Here is a 17,033-nt window from a genome sequence, read left to right on the forward strand (position 1 = left end):
CTATCTGAAAAATTGATAGGCTGAATCATACGACTTTCTAAGCGTAAGATCATCTGCGGAATGCGTATGATGGTGCAAGTTCATCGATGTTTCAGCCCGTTTTGATGTCGTTACGATTTCTTGTTTAGCGTATAGACGGAAAAGACCACCAGCACCAGACCAATCGCATGCCAAGGGGTAAAGAGTTCATCGAGAACGACAACCGCGAGGCCTGCGGTAACCGCAGGGCCAATGTTGCTGGTCAGGCTTAAGCTTGTTGGCGTTAAACGTGCCATGGCCGCGGCAATCAAATAAGACGGTAGCACGGTACAGAATATACCGAGAATAATACCTGTCGTGATGAGCTCTTGAGACCATTGGGTCACTTCGCTACCACTCAACAGCAGATGGAGAATAATGGCAAGCCCTGCGCAACCCATACCGATACTGGTAAAGAGAGAGCTTCCTAGCTGAGTAATAAGAGGCTTACTCCATACTAGGTAGAAGGCGAATACCAGTGCCGAACTAATCGCAAGCGCGCTCCCCAGTACGACGGAATGACCCACCGTACTGAAATCATGGACAACAATAACACTGATCCCTGCGTAGCCAGTTACAGCAGAAAGAACAACATTACGATGTGGCTTCTGCCCATATAGACACCAGCTAATTAGAACGACAAAAGTAGGGAAAAGAAAGATAAGCAATCGTTCTAATTGCGCAGAAATAAATTCAAGTGACGAGATATCTAGAAAGCTCGCTAGGTAGTAGCCCATCACGCCAATTAACGCGGCTTTGGCTCCGTGTTGTTTTACTTTTATCCGATTTCCAGCACTGCGACATAAGAGCACCAGCGTAACCAGATAGAGAGGCAGAGAGCTGAATGCACGGAGCGACATAATTGACGTCGCATCGCCGCCATATTGGTAGGCAATTTTGATCAGGATGGGTTTGATAGAAAATAGTATACATCCGGCGAGCGCCAACAGAATTCCGCTCTGAGATAGAGAGTCGGGGACGGTAGTTTGCGTTTGTTCAGTCATGTTGCTCGTATCCTTGCTGAGTGATTTTAGGGCTACGAGAAAGTGGAGCTCTGGCTACGTTTCTCGCAGCCAGACATAGTGATACCTACCGGCTACTGGCATTAGGGAGAAGAAGCCAAAGGTAAGTAAACACGAATTTCATAATCGATCCTTAGTGGTGATTATTTAGACTATCTAGGTTGATTACAGAATGCAAACCTTTATCAAGGAGTCACGGCCCGTTGCTCTAACTGATTGAGTACTTTATGGAACATCATCCATGCACAGATGCCAGCGAGAATATTGCCACCAAAGGCTCCCCAGAATAGTCCTTCGATCCCTCCGAGTTGCGCTCCGAGCCACAAACACGGTAGGAAAAAGGCAAATAACCTAAGCGCAGAAATCGTCAACGCGGTGTAAGAACGACCAAGTGCGTTGGAGATGGACACCATCAGCATACAGATCCCTAAAGGACCAAGACTAAAGGGAACGATCATTAGGTGGTAATTAAGAATGCTCTCCACTGCGGAGTCGCTGGTCATTAGTTGTGCTAAAAACAGCGATGCGAATAGCGTGATGACAGCGATAAGCAGTTGGAAACTGATAACAAACTTAGATGCAATAGCAACCAGTTTGCGAATGTCGGCGAGATTGTTGGCTCCCAGCAACTTGCCGACCATAGGGGGCATAGACATGGTGAGCGCCAAGACCGAAACGATGGCAAAGAACTCAAAGCGTGAACCTAACGCCCAAGCGGCGACCGCTGCTGTACCATAGCTTGCAAGTAGCTTGGTTGCGAGCATCGATGAGAGAGGTGGAAGCAGTTGACTGATCATCGCAGGCCCCATGATGTGGCCGATTGAGCGAACACTTTTAGCAACATCGAGATCTCTCCAGTCGAAGCTCAGCCACTGTTTAGCGGCAACTTTTGGTGCGACGACCACTAGACCAATACCAAATGCCACAATGGTTGCGATAGCCGCACCATCAATACCGAGATCTAACGTAAAGATGAAAATTGGATCTAGGATCAGGTTGAGCAAACTGGTGACCATCATCATGGTGCCTGGGAGCATGGTGTTTCCGTTGGCTCGGCAAAGACTGTAGAAGAAGTAGAGTACTGCACCCGTCCAAGAGCTTACCAACCAGTAGATCCAATAGCTATCAATGATAGGTAATACACTTTCAGGGGCACTGAGTAACGCTAAAATGGGCTCTCGGAGTAGATAGATCAGCACTGAAAACACGGCGACACCAACACTACCGATGACGATGACTAATCCACCAAGTTGTTTGGCGTATTTTGGCTGGCTAGCGCCAATTGCTTTGGCGATAACGGCAGTGGTTGCGATACCTAGACCAACTTGAATACCAATAATGACCATTTGCAGTGGAAGTGTGAAACCTTGTGCCGCCAGTGGCAGAATACCGAGCTGACCGATGAACGCACTGTCTACTAGCTGAAAGCTCATAATCGACAGCACACCGAACAGCATTGGCCACGTCATTTTAAATAGCTGTTGCCCAAGAGAAGGGGATGAATCAAGAGTTTTTGCAGTCATAGCCAAGCCATTGTGTTAGGTTTTTATAACGAATCTATAGATAAACCGAGGCGATAGACCTCGGTTTGATTTGTTGTTTTTAATACATCGTTACTTACCAGACAAAATTCAAGGGTAAGTGTGATTTATTTCACTTTGTTGCTATCGTTCAATTGCGTGTTGTTTCGTTTGATTGAGACAAGACAGACTCTAGTTCGTCAAGATGCTCTACGATCAGTGAAGCGTGTGCGCCAAATGGAGACGTTTTGCCGTGAGTGACAAGACACGAAGGCATATCAGCATTGTAGGCCGCCTGAAGATCGTAGAGATAATCACCCACATAGAGAATTTCATGGCGTTCAAGTTGCCATTCATCGGCTAAAGCGATCAGTGACTCTGGGTTCGGTTTGGGCGGAAAGTGTTCGCGGGTGATCAGCCGAGAGATATTGAGCTGGTTATGCTTGATTTTGATTTGAGCGGCCTGAGCACAATTTCGAGTAATAATAGCGGTATAAAGTTGATTGCTGTGAATGAATTCGATGAGGGACTGACTGCCAGGCATTGGCTGTGATTGCTGCGCGTCTTCAAGCTCATGTTGCTGGATGAGTGCGTGCGCATCGGCGTAAGCGTTGGCACATTCAAGTTGATCAACATAAGAGAGCAAGTCGGTATCTGAAGGACAACCAATTTGCTCTCTTAACCAGAAGAAATCCATGTCTGAGCTTACCAAGGTATTATCTAAATCAAACACAATGGCTTTGATATGCCGAATGTTCAATGGTTTGCATGACATGGAACCTTCCTTATTTACGCGAACTCTTTCTCTAAGTAAGCAACGATATCTGATGATTCATACATCCATTGTACGTCACCGTCTTTTTCAATTCTTAGGCAAGGAACTTTCACTTTTCCACCCCCTGCTTCTAATTCTGCGCGGTGTGTTTGATCATTCTTTGCATCACGTAATTCAAACTTAACGGATTGACGCTTCATCGCTCGACGTACTTTGACACAAAACGGACACGCTTCGAATTGGTATAGAGCCAATGATTGAGCTTTCTGATCGACCGCTTGCTGTTGTTCAGCATCACGCTTTATGCCTTTTGGTGAAAAAACAAAGTTGAGCAGCAGGATCACACGTCCTAAAAACCAGCGGATAAACTTCATAACAATCCTATTTGATGAACATTATATTATTGGCAGATGACTTTTTCGTTGCGTATTGTAACTGAGATGTAATCAATGTTGAATCTTAAACTCAGCCAATGTTCAGCTGATGTTTTTTGGTGACTTCGATACCTAGCCGTTTGGCGAGACGCGTTAAGTTAGCGCGATCTGTCTTCAACTGACGTGCGGCTTTTGCCCAATTAAAATCAGCTTGAGTCAAGGCTGTGATAATCATGTGACGCTGATATTCTTCCGTTGACTCTCTTAGACCACGTGATAGCTCGAACTCTGGTGCTAGATGAGCCTGATTGATCTGAGTAAGGGCATTGCTCTCTTGCGTCGATTGCAGTTGGCCTATGTCTTCAACTGAAACGGTAATCAGTTTCCCTCCTTGACCGCGAGCTCTCGCTTTTAGTGCGGCTCGGTTAATGACATGCTCTAATTCGCGGACATTACCCGGCCAGTTGTAGCGAGACAATAGGAGTTGAGCATCTTTGCCCAACTTAATCTGCACAATCCCCAGTTTGCGTCTAGCCTGCTCAAGGAAGTAACCAGCGAGCAGTACGATATCACCGTTGCGTTCACGAAGGGCGGGAACCGTGATTGGGTAGACACTGAGTCGATGGTAGAGATCAGACCGGAAGTGGCCTGCAGAGACTTCTTCTTTTAGATCTCGGTTGGTCGCGGCGAGCACACGCACATCAATGTTCTCGACGTTGTCTTGTCCTACGGGCTGAATCTCATTATTTTGCAGAGCTCGAAGGATCTTGCTTTGCGCTGCAAGAGGAAGCTCACCAATCTCATCGAGAAATAGGGTGCCACCATCCGCTAACGCAAATTTTCCCAAACGTGATTTATCTGCGCCGGTAAAGGCGCCTTTCACATGACCGAAGAGTTCGCTCTCGACAAGATTCTCAGGAATCGCAGCGCAGTTGACATAAACAAGAGGTTGTTTTCTGCGTGGTGACAAGTGGTGCAAACTGCGTGCAACCAGCTCTTTACCGACCCCCGTTTCGCCGTGGATCAGAATATTAAAGTTGGAAGGGGCAACCACCTCAATATCAGCCTTGAGGGCTTGCATTGCCTGACTGTCACCAATGATTTCTCCACCATCACGTTCCCATGCTTCTTCGTTCAGTTCCTCAAATCTTTGTTGAGTCTGTTTCGCTTGTTGTTCTAGTTGGCTAACGGTGAGAGCGACCTTGAGTGTTGAAGCCGCGATAGCCGAAAGGGCATCGAGACTGCGTTTAGGAAACTGCTCGAAGACCCCTGGCTTTAGACTATCAAGTGTAAGCACACCGAGGAGCTTGTCTGCATAGATAAGTGGTAGCCCCATACATGAGTGCATGGGCAGATCCCCATCATAGTCGAGTAGCAAATTATCAAAGGGATCGGGAAGATTGCTATTCGCATCAAACCTAACTGCGGTTTTCGACTCACAAATCAGGGCAAAACGAGGATGTTCGTCTATCTTAAAACGACGCCCTAGCGTGTCACGGGTCAACCCTTGCATCGCCAACGGGATAAGAGTATCTCCTTGTAATGAGAGCAGGGCGACACAGTCGCATTGGATGGCTTTACGAATAGCGTCGAGTAGATTATTGAATCGATCTTGGTCGTTATCACCGCGAGCGAGACCAATGGTCATGTCGATAAGGGTAGAAACAGAGATATCTTGCATAATAGCTAAAGGTAGAAACAGTTGAGCATCACATGATGTTGAATTAACCATATTGGTCGAGTTATTACAATATCAATGTGTCAAATTGACATTTTACAGGTGTGTTTATTTGACATGATATTGGTAATTAAAACGCGCTAAACCAAGTGTTTAGATACATTTTTGAAGTTGGCATTCTTCCTGCTATATCTGCTACGAATAAAATTAAAATAATGAGGAGAAAACTCGAATGCTCAACAATCAGCACATTGAAGTCGTAAAGAGTACAATTCCACTACTGGAATCAGCTGGTCCTGCATTGACCCAACATTTCTATCAAAGAATGTTTACTCACAACCCAGAACTGAAAGACATCTTCAATATGACCCACCAAAAAACCGGTCGTCAGGGCGTCGCCCTATTTGAAGCTGTGGCGGCGTACGCAAAGAATATTGATAATCTGCAAGTACTGACTTCTGCTGTCGAGCGCATTGCTCACAAACACACTAGTTTTAACATTCAAGCTGAACACTACCAGATTGTTGGCCATCACTTAATCGAAACACTACGTGAACTGGCCAGTGATGCCTTTACCCCTGAAGTTGAAGAAGCATGGACAGCAGCGTACCTGTTTTTGGCTCAGGTCTTTATCGATCGTGAAGGCGAACTATATCTGCAACGCAAGCAGGCCGTTGGTGGTTGGGCTAACTCACGCAACTTCGTGGTTAAATCTAAGCAGCCGGAATCACAGTTTGTGACTAGTTTTGTTTTAGTACCGCAGGATGGTGGGGATGTTCTAACCTACCAACCAGGTCAATATGTGGGTATTGAATTAAAGCCTACAGAGGGCGAATACAACGAAATTCGCCAGTATTCACTGTCGCAAAAGCCGAACGGCGTTGACTACCGTATTTCTGTTAAAAGAGAAGTGGGTGAGCATAAAGGTTTGGTATCAAACTACCTACATGATGAAGTACATGAAGGGGATGTGGTTCGCCTTTACCCACCAGCAGGTGATTTCTTCTACCAAGAGAAACAGCAACCAGTGGTGCTGATTTCCGCGGGTGTTGGTGCAACACCAATTCAGTCGATGATGCAGACATTAGCTGCGCAGAATAAGCAAGATGTCAGCGTGCTCTATGCGTGCAACACTGCACAGCAGCATACTTTCAAGGCGGATACGGAACGAGCTGTGAAAGATAACAACTGGAAGTCATTCACTTGGTATCTTGAAGAGGCCAATGCCGAGTTTCAAGGGGAGCTCAACGTAAGCCTGATTGCCGATCAACTACCTTTAGACAGTGCCGATTTTTATCTTTGTGGCCCTATCGGTTTTATGGAATCGGTAGTGCGTCAACTAGAGTCTCTTGGTGTAGACCGAGACCGAATCCACTATGAGGTATTTGGCCCTCATACTTACCTATAAAAAAATGGCCCTCGGTGAGGGCCATTTTTTATGAAGTCGAGTTGCCGAAGATGCGACGCAGCCAAGCTATCAGGCCTGATTTCGCTTGAGTATTCTCAGCGGCGCGTTGCTTGCCGTGGTAGTAGCTTTCGAGAAACTGAGTGCGCAGATATTGAGGGTCTTGCTTGTTGAGCGTCGCGATCAAGTGAGCCGTATTGCCGGCATGATCATTGGCCAAACTGAAGTCCATCTTCAAATAGCCTTGAAGATAGAGCCACAGATGGGTAACGAGAATAAGTTGCTTGATGCCTTGCTGCTCAAATTTATCGGCGTGCTCCTGTCCGAGATTTGATACCAATACATCCTGCATTGCCTGAATCGATGCAATTTGTGATTCGAGGGCTGAACTCTCTTCCATATGGGCTTTAGTGAGCACACCCAGCAGCCCATGTGTGGCGGGCTTATCTGGATTGCGTCTCCTTGCTTTAGCAAACAGTGACGCGTGGCGGCTGCAAAACTGCTCCCATGCTGAACAAGGTAGTGTGATTGCTGGGATAGAGTCGGCGTCAATGGCTTTAAGCGACAGCTCAAGTTCAGTCATTTGACTGCAAGCTCTTCAATGAGATTTCAAATGAGCCTTTGTCACAATCAACAAACAGGCTTTCACCAGTAATCATGACTGACAGATCCATACTGCGTTCAACAATTTCTGATAATGCTTCAATACCATCCCAATCAAACTGATAGATATTGGCGTTGTATTGATGTGCCTTGTTCTTGGTTTGTTCCCACCAAACGTTAGATTTGCTGTTAAATGAAAACACATCAACGTTAGTGGCTAAGCGACACGCCTTTTTGATTCTGTCGAGCGAAGGTTCTCCAATATCAACCCAAAGCTGGATTTGGTCGTCTAAAGATTTGACCCACAGGTCTGGTTCTTCAGTGGTCGACAAGCCTTTGGTCAACGCTAAATCTGGCTGCCATTTAACACAGAAGGCCAGAATTCGCGCCATCATTCTCGGAACGGTTTCTGACGGATGCTGAGCAACGGTAAGTTGTGTCGAGTCATACAGGTCACGGTTGGTATCTGAAAGTGAAATACGGAATTTGTAGATAGTCGGTTTAAGAGCCATGTATTTTCAAGGGTTCCAAATGATTGAAGTGTACTATAGGTGTACCGTTGAGGCTTTTCTTATAGTAAAACGTTAATGGAATTCACTATACAGCAGTCCCCGAGAAAACGGGAGCATAACCGATTGTTTATTAATTCAATTACACAGGTGGAATTCGGGACTCATTCACATGGCGTGAGTGCAGATCTGTTTTATCCGTAGTCACTGTCTCCTTGGCGCATCTTATAAACTTTGCCTCTGCTTTCGAGTGGCACTGACCATCCACGTAAATAGTGCTCTCTAACAGATACAATCCACGTCGATGTTTTATGCATATCGCTTCAACTCGAAGCAATGTGTTGAGAGGAATGGGGTGTATAAAGCGCACATCAAGTTGTGCTGTCATAGCACAGACATGCTGAGAGAATAAGCAGTGAGTCATGGCGGTATCATGTAAAGCGCTAATGGCACCGCCTTGCATTACCCCTTGGTAGCCTTGAGCAGCTTCTGTTGCTACAATTTCGCCCTGTACACCACCGTTTGGCATCGCGATAAAGTGAATCTTGGTATGGTGGTTGAAAAAAGGCTGGCAACATATAGCGCACTGTTGATGATTTTTGGGTTTGTGAATAGTCATAAAATACCGCAAAGTTAGAGAGCAACATTGAGCCCATAAAACGTAAAGGGGAACAAAGTGGCGAGGCCAAAAATAAAGCGAAACATATGTGGCAGAGCAAGTTACGAATGCTTTAAACCCAATGGGGTGCCGCTTTCTCAGCTCGAAAAAATCGAGTTATTTGAGGATGAACTCGAAGCGTTGCGTCTAGCTGATTTGGATGGTTTAAGCCAATTGGAAGCGGCAACGCTCATGAAGGTATCAAGACAAACTTTTGCTAATATTGTTAAGCGTGCACGTAGTAAAGTAGCGCAGAGCTTAGTGCATGGTCATGCGTTGATATTGGCTAGTGAACAATAGCTCCTACTGAGTTCGGCTCTTCAATTTGGTATAATTTGCGCGAATGTTGAGCGCAGATTTCTATGCAGTTGCATTCTCTTTCTATCTCTATAGTGGCAAGGCCGCCACAGCTCCCCTGTATCGGATGGCGTTTTAATACGACTCCCATCGCCATCATGCCAACCACAGTTATAAAAACAGCAAAGCTAATCAAATAGGTCATAGCTATTACTCCGCGTAAGTGGTGCATTTAAACACCTTAGCAAGATGGCTCATCGCCTTAGGTGACAACTTGCTGGCCCTCGCTTTTTTGTTCGCTGATATAGAGTGAGTAGGGCAATCTCCTGAGCAAGTTGCGTTGTGCTTTTTGGCTGAAGGGCGCGCAAAATTAATGTCGGTAATGGGCTTCAACACGTTGGTATCAAACCGTTCAAGGTCGAACTGGCGCGGTGCAGCTAGCACAGTGACATGCATTTTAAATAGAGTGTTAAGCATATTGGTTCCAATAGAGCGAACGATGACAGCGTCGATATTGTTCTCCTGTACAACACTTTGCCAATATTTTTTACGCTCACAACACGCTGAAGAAGGGGGTAAGTCAAGCACGCGCTTGGTTTGTTCCTTACTATCCCAAAGCATGATCTGAGGGGCTTTTGAGAAGTGATTGTGAACAGACGCTCCGTGGTAGGGGATGGCGAATAACATAGTAAACTCCTTATCTTGTGACAGAGACACTATAGTATTAGTTTTTGGCATATGCCAATAACTAATAATGAGAAATTAAGATCCACTGAGTGGTGTTGTGAGGAAGAATTGTGTCTCTCAGGCAGGGTGAGATAGGAGGCTCGTTAGCAGAGTTTAGCGCTAGGGAAGATAAATGGTATGGGCATATTTAGGGTATAAAAATAGCCAGCTTGAAGCTGGCTATCGAAAAACTGTGGTACTTAACAATTAAAGTACTTTGATGTTCTCAGCTTGAGGACCTTTTTGGCCTTGAGATACTACGAACTCAACTTTTTGGCCTTCTACTAGAGTACGGAAACCGTCGCCAGTGATTGCAGAGAAGTGTGCAAAAACGTCTGGACCGTTTTCTTGTTGAATGAAACCGAAACCTTTAGTTTCGTTGAACCATTTAACTGTACCAGTAACAGTGTTAGACATAATGTATATCCTTGATAAATCTTGTAAAAGCCATACGGCACCGATAGCGTGGAAAAGGAGATTGCTAATGCGTACGACGTTACGGTAGATATTCATACATCCAACGAAACGGCGAAAGTAAACAAGAACCGTTTTCTAGCTGGCATCCAGTCTAAAGAGAAGTGCAACTAAGTCAATAAAAATCAGGGGATTTGCACGCCATAAATAGGGGTTTTCATTGGAAAATTTGCGCTAGGTATAATTTCGAAAATAATACTGATTAGCGCATAAATAGTGTAACATTCGAAGGCTTGGTTGATTGTTCTACTTAACGATAAAAATGTGAGTAGAAACAGCGCAGAAACCAGCTGTATGTAAACTATCATTCAGAGGAATGGATTATGAAAAAGTTAAGTGACTCAAGCCATGAGTTCACGGATCTCGACACCGAATTAGAGGTTGGTCGAGGTCAGATAAAAGATAACGCCCTTAAAGCCGTTGTGACCAGTAAGCTGTTTCGAGCAAGAGTAGAAAAAGCGAAAAAAGGCAAAGGAAGTTTCAGAAGAAACATGAAACACAAGGGGAAAGAGCCCTATTCAAAAGCCGCTTAGTTAGCGACGTTTGAATAGGGCTTTTTGCTGAATCAATGGATGTTAGCGTTCAATTCTTGGCGAATAAATCGAGTACGCTGTGACTTGCCCTGCGACGATAGCAGAGAACATAAACAAGGCTGAGAGCCCAATACTAGGGATCGGTAAAATTGATTGCTCAAATACTGATTGGCTCGCACTGATCAGCACTCGGCTACCCGGAACCAAAATAATGATGCCTTGAACAATATAGATAGACCCCGTCAGGTCCATTTTTTTTGCAACCCAAGTGCCGTATAGCGTGATTAAGACGGTTGTTACCCAAGTGCCGACGACCCACCCACTGTCAAAACCAAGATAAAATGGTCCCCACATGCCCAATGCGGCAACGGGTAAACCTAATAAGATATCGGTAGGACGCGCATTAAAGATAATGCTCAGTGAAATGGAAATCAGAAATAGTCCAAAGATATGCATCCAGAATGGCACTTCGTTGACGTATTTTATGCTTTCCGCTTGCCCCCATATCGCCTCGCCAATATTTAGCCCCATAACGATGCCGACAAACAGCTTTATTAGCGTCAACGCACTCTGGCCAAGTAAACTGGTACCAGATACTAAATCATTGAATGCAAGGCACTCTAGCGAGTTCGCAATCGATAAGCCGGGCACGAATAGAACTATTGCAGCAATACATAGAGCCCAGATAGGGATTGCAAAGCCAGTGCTGGCGAAGAAAGCAACCAGAATCCCCGTGAGCAAGGCGGCAATAAATTCTACGGCGATGGAGCGACGAGCTTTACACACCTGCTGCGTTAGCCAAACTACAAACCCCAAAAATACGGAGAACACTATCGCTTCCATGGTACTGCCCACTAGCATCAGATAGGCTGGGGGAATAGCCATATTGGCTAATGCGATTACCCATTTCGGGTATCCGACAGGCTCAGGAACCGGTTCGCTGCTGGGTTGATTGATGCGGATAATGGTATTAGCCAACAGACTGAGATTAATTGATGCAGGCTGGTGGCGTTTCATTACAACAGCATTGTTGTCTTCAGGAAACTGATAGTTAACGGTCGTCGGCGTCGCTTGAATCATCAGATCTACGCCGTGTTTACGTGCATAAAATTGAGTGTACTTTTCAAGTTTGTACGGTGCGCAACCGCTGCGATGAAGAGTGTCACCTATCTCTACAATTTTATCAATTCGGTACTGGGAAGGCATGGTGTGTGACCTAAAAATGGGTTGCGCAAAGGTATCAGACCCCAAGTTGTGATTCGAGCTGGAAAATTGGGAACAGTGGTTAAGCTCACACTTAAATTGGCCTTTATTTTTCTTTGTAATCTGTCTATTTGAGCAATCTTAAGTTTCGCCTAGCGAAAGGCCTGCTTTGTGGCTGGCATTTGCTGTGTTTAGTCACAATTTTTAAGGAATTTTATAGGTAAACAAATGTTACTGAATTGTGATGTTCATAAGTTGGCTTTTCTTAAATATGTGGTTAACCCTTTCTTTCTCTAAGGCTAATGAAATCGGTATTGTAACCAGATGTTAATATTTGTCTGTTGGTTGTTTTTTGAACAAGTTTTGCAACAAATTACTGCTTGATATTACCGAGCCAAACGATGAAAATATGCGCAAAATGAGATTTCAAAAATGAAAGGAAGCTTTTTCCCAGTTTAAAAAGCGAGGCAAGACATGAAACTATTCATACTCTTTATGATTTCAATTACTGCAGGCGTAGCATCAGCAGATCACTTACATTCATTTTTGCTCGGTCTTTACATTTCGACCATGGCTGTGGGTAGCTGTTATTGGTTTGCGTTTAGAAGCAGCCGTTTTCCACAGTTAGCATTACTTCTTCTTATCTGTGGTCTGTTTTCAAAGATTGCAATCACAGTTGCAGGAGTGAGTTGGGGTATGTCACAAGAGCTTATTAGCTCACCATTTGTGTTTGCGCTTTCATACCTATTCTTCTCGATTGCAGCGACATACTTGTGGTTCTCTCACCGTGAACGCATGATGAACAAACAAGCCGCGATGAAGCTGGCTTAAGTTAAAAGTGAACAAATTGAAAACCAGCGGTTAATACTGCTGGTTTTTTTATTTCTCACCAGGGTTGATTCGGTGTTAATTGCGAAAAACATGACTCAATAGTAACGATTGGTTTCAAAGCGGCTGAAACTGTTGGGCGGTTGTCTATACTGAACCCGACCATATTTAACTAAAGTGAGACGTCGCATATCATGACATTGCGTTTAATAAAATCGACAGCACTTCTTCCGACACTTCTTTTCTCATTCGGAGCGTATTCTGCCCCGACAATTATTCCCGATCCTCCTGCGCTTGGAGCGAAAGGCTATATTCTGATTGACTACAACACTGGTACCGTTCTAGTGGAAAAAAATGCCGATCAGAAGCTTAATCCTGCGAGCTTGACTAAATTGATGACGGCTTACGTTGCGGGACAAGAAGTAAAAAGCGGTAATATTTCTTTGAATGATCAGGTAAAAATCAGTGCTAAGGCATGGGCGAAAAATTTTCCTGACTCTTCGAAAATGTTTATCGAAGTGGGAACAAACGTTGAATTGATGGATCTTTATCGTGGCTTGATCGTTCAGTCGGGTAATGATGCTAGCGTCGCGATTGCGGAGCATGTGGCTGGTAGTGAAGACGCGTTTGTGAGCTTGATGAACAATTGGTCGCAAAAGTTAGGGCTAGATAACACCGCCTTTACCAATCCACATGGACTGGATAGCCAAGGGCTTTATTCTACGCCACGCGATATTGCACTTCTTAGCCAAGCGATCATTCGAGATCTACCCGATATCTATCCGTTATACAGTGAAACAGCCTTTACCTATAACGGCATTACGCAGTACAACCGAAATGGATTATTGAGAGATCGCAGCCTCAATGTTGACGGAATGAAAACCGGCTATACCAGTGGAGCTGGCTACAGTTTGGCAACGTCTGCCACCAACGGTGAAATGCGCCTAGTCTCTGTGGTTATGGGCTCAACCAGCACTAAAAGTCGAGAGTCAGAAAGTAAACAGTTACTCTCATATGGATTCCGTTTCTTCGATACAGTTTCACCGACCAAACTGAGTGACACATTAGCTGAAGCCAAGGTATGGATGGGACGTCAGGACTCTGTACCTGTGGGGGTATCTGAACAGGTAATGATTACCTTGCCTAAAGGAGATGCTAATAAGCTCAAGGCCGAAATCGAGTACAAAGGTGAGCTAGAAGCACCTATTCGAAAAGGCGACGCGGTAGGAGAGGTGATCTACAGTGTTGAAGGTACACAAGTGGCAAGCGCTACTCTAATCGCTCAACAAGATGTTGAAGAGGGTGGCCTGTTCAAGAAGTTGCTCGACTGGGTTAAACGATTGGTTCTAGGATGGTTCTAAAACCCTGAATTGAAAAAGTAGCAAAGCGGATGCCATGGCATCCGCTTTTTTTACTGGTTAGTTTAGCTTGTCCCAAGCCGAAGGCCAGTGTGAGCCTACTGCTGGTTCATAGTGGTTTGCAGAAGGCGACCACTGAACACAGTAACCTGAATATGGGAACGGTTTGCACTGGTAAATGCCACCATCAACAGCAAGTACTTTTGTGCCAGCAGTGTAGTTCTCCATGCCTTGAGGGAAGACATAGTCATAATCATCGGATGGTGGTGGTGTTGCCTCTTCAATCAGGTGAAAATCAAGCGTATTCTGGTCAACGACACTGCCTTGCTGGTCTTTTATCACGACCACTAGCATATGATGTCCGGCTTCAGACTTTGACAGCGTTAGAGTCGTGTTGCTCAGTTCTCCGTCAGCCAGTGGCGCAGTGTAGGATGCCAGAGGTTCACGGTGATGATTGAACACAGTGAGCTCTGCATTAAGGTCGCCAGTTGCTTCAAGTATTAGGTTGATTTGTGTTGCGGCATCACCAATTAGGTATTCATCTTCCAGCCCTATAACATCTAAGCGATAATCTGGCTCTGGTGCTTCAAGTTTATAGCCGATCTCAACGCTATTTAAGCCGGAACCTGCTTTGATGTATACAGGGTTTGTACCATAGACAGGAGTAAACTCACCTCGATCATTCAACTGACCAGCTCGAATTTGGCTTTGCTCTTGATTGATCTTAGACGCTAGCGCGTAAGACCAGTTATTTGCCTGACCTTGTTCAGCGGTTTCTATGACTAATTCAGTACTGTAAGAGACATTTTCACCGTTTTGATCAAATACGCGGGTGTAGACACTATCGCCAATATTTAGGTTAAGTCCTGGGTTGATTTGGCCTGACTGACTCCAGTCTGGAACTACGGGTGCGTCACCATCAAATTGAACGTCTATTACGTTGTAGAATGACGCAGCAGTATCGCCTACGTCCCAAACCGCTAAGATAACCTGGTATCCCTCACGTGTTGGTACGTTACATTGGTGGCTGACACGTTTTGGAGGCTGAGCCATGCCACCATCAACCACACAGAAAGGCGTTAAATCAAATGATTCACGGGCAAGTGGCTGATTTGGATTCCATCCTTGTTTAGTGATGTAGTACTTCCAATCTTTAGTCACATGATTTGCGGTAAATGTCCATTCAAAATTTTGAGTTCCAGAATGAATAGGACGTTTTACCCAGCGGTTAGCGGTCTGCTCATCTAAAGCCGCCGCTAGGGTAGTGGCTGCGCTGGCAATTTTGCCATCGCTTGGACCCGCTTCAGGGAAGCCATCTGGGCCTTCGACACTTTGCGGCTCATACTGAATGGCACCACAGTTGGTGTTCTTCTCATTGGTGTCACTGGTTGGGAATTTACACAGTGCAACGCGACTTTCTGCGACACCATTCTCGTATGCAGAGACATAACCGTGACCGTAACTCGCGCCACTGACGCTGATCAAAGCGAGGGCGATGAGGGATTTGTTTGGCAGTTTGTGCATCATTTGTCCTTTTTTATAACTGACAGTTAAGATGGCACTCCGGCACGCGAAAACACTTGGTGACTAGACCAAGCGGCAGCCCCGCTATCATAGACGTTAAACGTCGACAGACCGGTGGCTTTGCGTCCTAACCTTTCGGATAGTTTGCCTGAAGTGATAATTGAGCTGGAAGAATGTAGCCAAAGGAATCCGCAAAATCCACGGCATCGAATGAATATGGAATTGCATTCTCGAATTGAATAAGTTGCTGATAATTTGACTTGCGAATTATCTATTTCTTACCTAGATCGTTTTATTAAAAATACCAACCTATTCCAGTTGATTGATTCGCCTTGTCAATGAATTAATGGGTAAGCCTGATTCCATCAAATAGCGCTATGCCCATAGACGAAACAGAACCTTTGATTTTCGCTAACTCCGCGCTGACAACGCCTTGTATGAAAAGACTGACAATTAATTAAATAGAGTTACACAAGGACCAAACATGGAATTCACAGATAGAGACCGAGAGGCGCTGTATCAAATCTGGATGTCTCAGAAATCAAAAATGCGCCTGACACAGATGGAGTTTGCTAAGAAACTCGGTATGAATCAGTTGACGTTTTCTCAGGTGCTACGTGGCGAGACGCCGTTAACCATGTCGTTTATTAGTCATTTTTGCCGCTTGTTACGCATCGAACCTCAAAACGTTGTACCCTCATTGAAAGAAGACAATCAGAACGGTCCAAAAGTGGTCTACCTACAAAGCCGTATGAGCGTTGATGGTGAAATACAAAATGCCTATATTGAAGGCAATCAAGTGGTTGTTGAGTACGCCCATACTGTCCATCCTAACGTTTGATTAAGGCACTGCTATCCGAGTTAAATAATCGGTGTTACCCTACGGCTCTAATACATTGTTTATTCAGTCTTATGCTAGAAAAAGAAAACTTGCTTAAACTTGCACGTATGCAAATGCCTTTTGGAAAGTACGCAGGCAGAGTATTGATTGACTTGCCTGAAGAATATTTGCTTTGGTTTGCCAACAAGAAGCAGTTTCCTGAAGGGGAACTCGGCGAACTTATGCAGTTGTGCTTAGCGCTGAAGATTGAAGGCCTCGACAGTGTGGTTAAACCACTCAAAAGACCTCAATAGCCTCGACTTGCAAAGGCCCCATATTCCTTGAAGGATATGGGGCCTTTGGTTATGACTCTCTTTGATGTCACCAAGTTTTTATGGCGTCTGTCCTTATAGTGTCTGCCCTTATAGTGGTTCTGGTAGTGCAACAGACTGGCGAGTGACACAGGTTGAGGGTCCGTTATTTTTTGCTTCTTCGACATCGCTCAGAGCAATAGAGGATCTGATCCCATTGTCCACTGCGTAACGCACGCTATTGGCAATATGCCCTCAGTGAGAAATGACAGGTTGAGTCGGGGTGTACCTGCCGCCTAACGTGGCATCCACTTCAAGGCATCTTAACAACGAGTCGACGACATAAGGGTCGTAAAGGGTATTTCTTCCTGCAACCAGCGTATCAATCGCACGCTGA

At 45.1% G+C, this 17,033-nt stretch carries 21 protein-coding genes, 1 pseudogene and 1 riboswitch; of the genes and pseudogenes, 8 read left to right on the plus strand and 14 right to left on the minus strand.

The window, feature by feature from the left end; all coding sequences use genetic code 11:
* Positions 1–110: 110 nt before the first annotated feature.
* The 5 genes from ACQEXT_RS05115 to norR all read right to left on the minus strand — a co-directional run bounded on the left by ACQEXT_RS05115 (position 111) and on the right by norR (position 5,390).
* Positions 111–1,022: a DMT family transporter gene (locus ACQEXT_RS05115; protein ID WP_138970537.1), complete on the minus strand. Its 912-nt coding sequence runs from the start codon at positions 1,020–1,022 to the stop codon at positions 111–113.
* Positions 1,023–1,225: 203 nt separating this feature from the next.
* Complete coding sequence (locus ACQEXT_RS05120) at positions 1,226–2,563, minus strand: MATE family efflux transporter (RefSeq protein WP_426950913.1); 1,338 nt, start codon at positions 2,561–2,563, stop codon at positions 1,226–1,228.
* Positions 2,564–2,711: 148 nt separating this feature from the next.
* Positions 2,712–3,335 (minus strand): HAD family hydrolase, encoded by a 624-nt coding sequence (locus ACQEXT_RS05125; RefSeq protein WP_426950914.1) that lies wholly within the window; start codon positions 3,333–3,335, stop codon positions 2,712–2,714.
* A gap of 14 nt (positions 3,336–3,349) precedes the next feature.
* Positions 3,350–3,709, minus strand: a complete 360-nt coding sequence (locus tag ACQEXT_RS05130) for a glutaredoxin family protein (RefSeq protein WP_138970534.1) — start codon at positions 3,707–3,709, stop codon at positions 3,350–3,352.
* Positions 3,710–3,800: 91 nt separating this feature from the next.
* The gene (gene norR, locus ACQEXT_RS05135; RefSeq protein ID WP_426950931.1) at positions 3,801–5,390 is read right to left on the minus strand and encodes a nitric oxide reductase transcriptional regulator NorR; all 1,590 of its coding nucleotides are present in this window, start codon (positions 5,388–5,390) and stop codon (positions 3,801–3,803) included.
* 229 nt (positions 5,391–5,619) lie between these two features.
* Here norR and hmpA point away from each other — a divergent pair, with 229 nt between their 5' ends.
* Entirely contained in the window at positions 5,620–6,795 is a 1,176-nt protein-coding gene (hmpA, locus tag ACQEXT_RS05140; RefSeq protein WP_138970533.1) for an NO-inducible flavohemoprotein, read from the plus strand.
* Positions 6,796–6,823: 28 nt separating this feature from the next.
* On the opposite strand, the gene ACQEXT_RS05145 is transcribed toward hmpA, so the two are convergent.
* From ACQEXT_RS05145 to ACQEXT_RS05155, 3 genes are all read right to left on the minus strand, one after another.
* Positions 6,824–7,375 (minus strand): hypothetical protein, encoded by a 552-nt coding sequence (locus ACQEXT_RS05145; RefSeq protein ID WP_426950916.1) that lies wholly within the window; start codon positions 7,373–7,375, stop codon positions 6,824–6,826.
* Positions 7,368–7,907, minus strand: a complete 540-nt coding sequence (locus ACQEXT_RS05150) for a YaeQ family protein (RefSeq protein ID WP_138970531.1) — start codon at positions 7,905–7,907, stop codon at positions 7,368–7,370. The genes ACQEXT_RS05145 and ACQEXT_RS05150 overlap by 8 nt, the downstream gene beginning before the upstream one ends.
* A 139-nt stretch (positions 7,908–8,046) precedes the next feature.
* Positions 8,047–8,523: a PaaI family thioesterase gene (locus tag ACQEXT_RS05155; RefSeq protein WP_138970530.1), complete on the minus strand. Its 477-nt coding sequence runs from the start codon at positions 8,521–8,523 to the stop codon at positions 8,047–8,049.
* Between the two features lie 57 nt (positions 8,524–8,580).
* Here ACQEXT_RS05155 and ACQEXT_RS05160 point away from each other — a divergent pair, with 57 nt between their 5' ends.
* Entirely contained in the window at positions 8,581–8,862 is a 282-nt protein-coding gene (locus ACQEXT_RS05160) for a DUF134 domain-containing protein (protein WP_138970529.1), read from the plus strand.
* Here the strand turns inward: ACQEXT_RS05160 and nqrM are convergent.
* From nqrM to ACQEXT_RS05175, 3 genes are all read right to left on the minus strand, one after another.
* On the minus strand, positions 8,849–9,064 hold the full coding sequence (nqrM, locus tag ACQEXT_RS05165; RefSeq protein ID WP_426950918.1) for a (Na+)-NQR maturation NqrM: 216 nt from the start codon (positions 9,062–9,064) through the stop codon (positions 8,849–8,851). The genes ACQEXT_RS05160 and nqrM overlap by 14 nt on opposite strands.
* Positions 9,065–9,069: 5 nt before the next feature.
* On the minus strand, positions 9,070–9,546 hold the full coding sequence (locus ACQEXT_RS05170; RefSeq protein WP_426950920.1) for a NifB/NifX family molybdenum-iron cluster-binding protein: 477 nt from the start codon (positions 9,544–9,546) through the stop codon (positions 9,070–9,072).
* 246 nt (positions 9,547–9,792) lie between these two features.
* The gene (locus ACQEXT_RS05175) at positions 9,793–10,002 is read right to left on the minus strand and encodes a cold-shock protein (protein WP_038204438.1); all 210 of its coding nucleotides are present in this window, start codon (positions 10,000–10,002) and stop codon (positions 9,793–9,795) included.
* Positions 10,003–10,050: 48 nt separating this feature from the next.
* Between ACQEXT_RS05175 and ACQEXT_RS05180 the strand changes: the two genes are divergently transcribed.
* Together ACQEXT_RS05180 and ACQEXT_RS05185 are read left to right on the plus strand one after the other, a co-directional pair.
* Positions 10,051–10,173 (plus strand): hypothetical protein, encoded by a 123-nt coding sequence (locus ACQEXT_RS05180; protein WP_269375047.1) that lies wholly within the window; start codon positions 10,051–10,053, stop codon positions 10,171–10,173.
* Between the two features lie 209 nt (positions 10,174–10,382).
* Entirely contained in the window at positions 10,383–10,592 is a 210-nt protein-coding gene (locus ACQEXT_RS05185) for an alternative ribosome-rescue factor A (RefSeq protein ID WP_138970527.1), read from the plus strand.
* A gap of 42 nt (positions 10,593–10,634) precedes the next feature.
* On the opposite strand, the gene ACQEXT_RS05190 is transcribed toward ACQEXT_RS05185, so the two are convergent.
* Positions 10,635–11,798 (minus strand): threonine/serine exporter family protein, encoded by a 1,164-nt coding sequence (locus tag ACQEXT_RS05190; RefSeq protein ID WP_269375045.1) that lies wholly within the window; start codon positions 11,796–11,798, stop codon positions 10,635–10,637.
* Between the two features lie 471 nt (positions 11,799–12,269).
* Between ACQEXT_RS05190 and ACQEXT_RS05195 the strand changes: the two genes are divergently transcribed.
* Positions 12,270–12,626 (plus strand): NADH:ubiquinone oxidoreductase, encoded by a 357-nt coding sequence (locus ACQEXT_RS05195; protein ID WP_269375044.1) that lies wholly within the window; start codon positions 12,270–12,272, stop codon positions 12,624–12,626.
* A 191-nt stretch (positions 12,627–12,817) separates the two neighbouring features.
* A complete protein-coding gene (locus ACQEXT_RS05200; RefSeq protein ID WP_138970525.1) occupies positions 12,818–13,984 on the plus strand; it encodes a D-alanyl-D-alanine carboxypeptidase family protein in 1,167 nt (388 codons plus the stop codon).
* A 57-nt stretch (positions 13,985–14,041) separates the two neighbouring features.
* Here the strand turns inward: ACQEXT_RS05200 and gbpA are convergent, their stop codons facing one another.
* Positions 14,042–15,505: an N-acetylglucosamine-binding protein GbpA gene (gene gbpA, locus ACQEXT_RS05205; RefSeq protein ID WP_426950932.1), complete on the minus strand. Its 1,464-nt coding sequence runs from the start codon at positions 15,503–15,505 to the stop codon at positions 14,042–14,044.
* A gap of 71 nt (positions 15,506–15,576) precedes the next feature.
* Positions 15,577–15,664, minus strand: a riboswitch (cyclic di-GMP riboswitch).
* Between the two features lie 325 nt (positions 15,665–15,989).
* Between gbpA and ACQEXT_RS05210 the strand changes: the two genes are divergently transcribed.
* Together ACQEXT_RS05210 and ACQEXT_RS05215 are read left to right on the plus strand one after the other, a co-directional pair.
* Positions 15,990–16,346: a helix-turn-helix domain-containing protein gene (locus ACQEXT_RS05210; protein ID WP_138970524.1), complete on the plus strand. Its 357-nt coding sequence runs from the start codon at positions 15,990–15,992 to the stop codon at positions 16,344–16,346.
* A 71-nt stretch (positions 16,347–16,417) separates the two neighbouring features.
* Positions 16,418–16,639, plus strand: a complete 222-nt coding sequence (locus tag ACQEXT_RS05215) for a DUF3820 family protein (protein WP_006879307.1) — start codon at positions 16,418–16,420, stop codon at positions 16,637–16,639.
* Positions 16,640–16,802: 163 nt separating this feature from the next.
* Here ACQEXT_RS05215 and ACQEXT_RS05220 read toward each other — a convergent pair.
* Positions 16,803–16,856 (minus strand): annotated as a pseudogene (locus tag ACQEXT_RS05220) (DUF2256 domain-containing protein); the annotation flags it as partial.
* Positions 16,857–17,033: the final 177 nt, after the last annotated feature.

Origin of the sequence: Vibrio sp. TRT 29B02, from assembly GCF_050113655.1 — a bacterium.
Taxonomy (GTDB): domain Bacteria; phylum Pseudomonadota; class Gammaproteobacteria; order Enterobacterales; family Vibrionaceae; genus Vibrio.

What these genes read in the sequence shown, in the direction of transcription:
- ACQEXT_RS05115 (WP_138970537.1), bottom strand. Translation starts at nt 1,022, where the DNA reads ATGACTGAACAAACGCAAACTACCGTCCCCGACTCTCTATCTCAGAGC.
- ACQEXT_RS05120 (WP_426950913.1), bottom strand. Translation starts at nt 2,563, where the DNA reads ATGACTGCAAAAACTCTTGATTCATCCCCTTCTCTTGGGCAACAGCTA.
- ACQEXT_RS05125 (WP_426950914.1), bottom strand. Translation starts at nt 3,335, where the DNA reads ATGTCATGCAAACCATTGAACATTCGGCATATCAAAGCCATTGTGTTT.
- ACQEXT_RS05130 (WP_138970534.1), bottom strand. Translation starts at nt 3,709, where the DNA reads ATGAAGTTTATCCGCTGGTTTTTAGGACGTGTGATCCTGCTGCTCAAC.
- norR (WP_426950931.1), bottom strand. Translation starts at nt 5,390, where the DNA reads ATGCAAGATATCTCTGTTTCTACCCTTATCGACATGACCATTGGTCTC.
- hmpA (WP_138970533.1), top strand. Translation starts at nt 5,620, where the DNA reads ATGCTCAACAATCAGCACATTGAAGTCGTAAAGAGTACAATTCCACTA.
- ACQEXT_RS05145 (WP_426950916.1), bottom strand. Translation starts at nt 7,375, where the DNA reads ATGACTGAACTTGAGCTGTCGCTTAAAGCCATTGACGCCGACTCTATC.
- ACQEXT_RS05150 (WP_138970531.1), bottom strand. Translation starts at nt 7,907, where the DNA reads ATGGCTCTTAAACCGACTATCTACAAATTCCGTATTTCACTTTCAGAT.
- ACQEXT_RS05155 (WP_138970530.1), bottom strand. Translation starts at nt 8,523, where the DNA reads ATGACTATTCACAAACCCAAAAATCATCAACAGTGCGCTATATGTTGC.
- nqrM (WP_426950918.1), bottom strand. Translation starts at nt 9,064, where the DNA reads ATGACCTATTTGATTAGCTTTGCTGTTTTTATAACTGTGGTTGGCATG.
- ACQEXT_RS05170 (WP_426950920.1), bottom strand. Translation starts at nt 9,546, where the DNA reads ATGTTATTCGCCATCCCCTACCACGGAGCGTCTGTTCACAATCACTTC.
- ACQEXT_RS05175 (WP_038204438.1), bottom strand. Translation starts at nt 10,002, where the DNA reads ATGTCTAACACTGTTACTGGTACAGTTAAATGGTTCAACGAAACTAAA.
- ACQEXT_RS05185 (WP_138970527.1), top strand. Translation starts at nt 10,383, where the DNA reads ATGAAAAAGTTAAGTGACTCAAGCCATGAGTTCACGGATCTCGACACC.
- ACQEXT_RS05190 (WP_269375045.1), bottom strand. Translation starts at nt 11,798, where the DNA reads ATGCCTTCCCAGTACCGAATTGATAAAATTGTAGAGATAGGTGACACT.
- ACQEXT_RS05195 (WP_269375044.1), top strand. Translation starts at nt 12,270, where the DNA reads ATGAAACTATTCATACTCTTTATGATTTCAATTACTGCAGGCGTAGCA.
- ACQEXT_RS05200 (WP_138970525.1), top strand. Translation starts at nt 12,818, where the DNA reads ATGACATTGCGTTTAATAAAATCGACAGCACTTCTTCCGACACTTCTT.
- gbpA (WP_426950932.1), bottom strand. Translation starts at nt 15,505, where the DNA reads ATGCACAAACTGCCAAACAAATCCCTCATCGCCCTCGCTTTGATCAGC.
- ACQEXT_RS05210 (WP_138970524.1), top strand. Translation starts at nt 15,990, where the DNA reads ATGGAATTCACAGATAGAGACCGAGAGGCGCTGTATCAAATCTGGATG.
- ACQEXT_RS05215 (WP_006879307.1), top strand. Translation starts at nt 16,418, where the DNA reads ATGCTAGAAAAAGAAAACTTGCTTAAACTTGCACGTATGCAAATGCCT.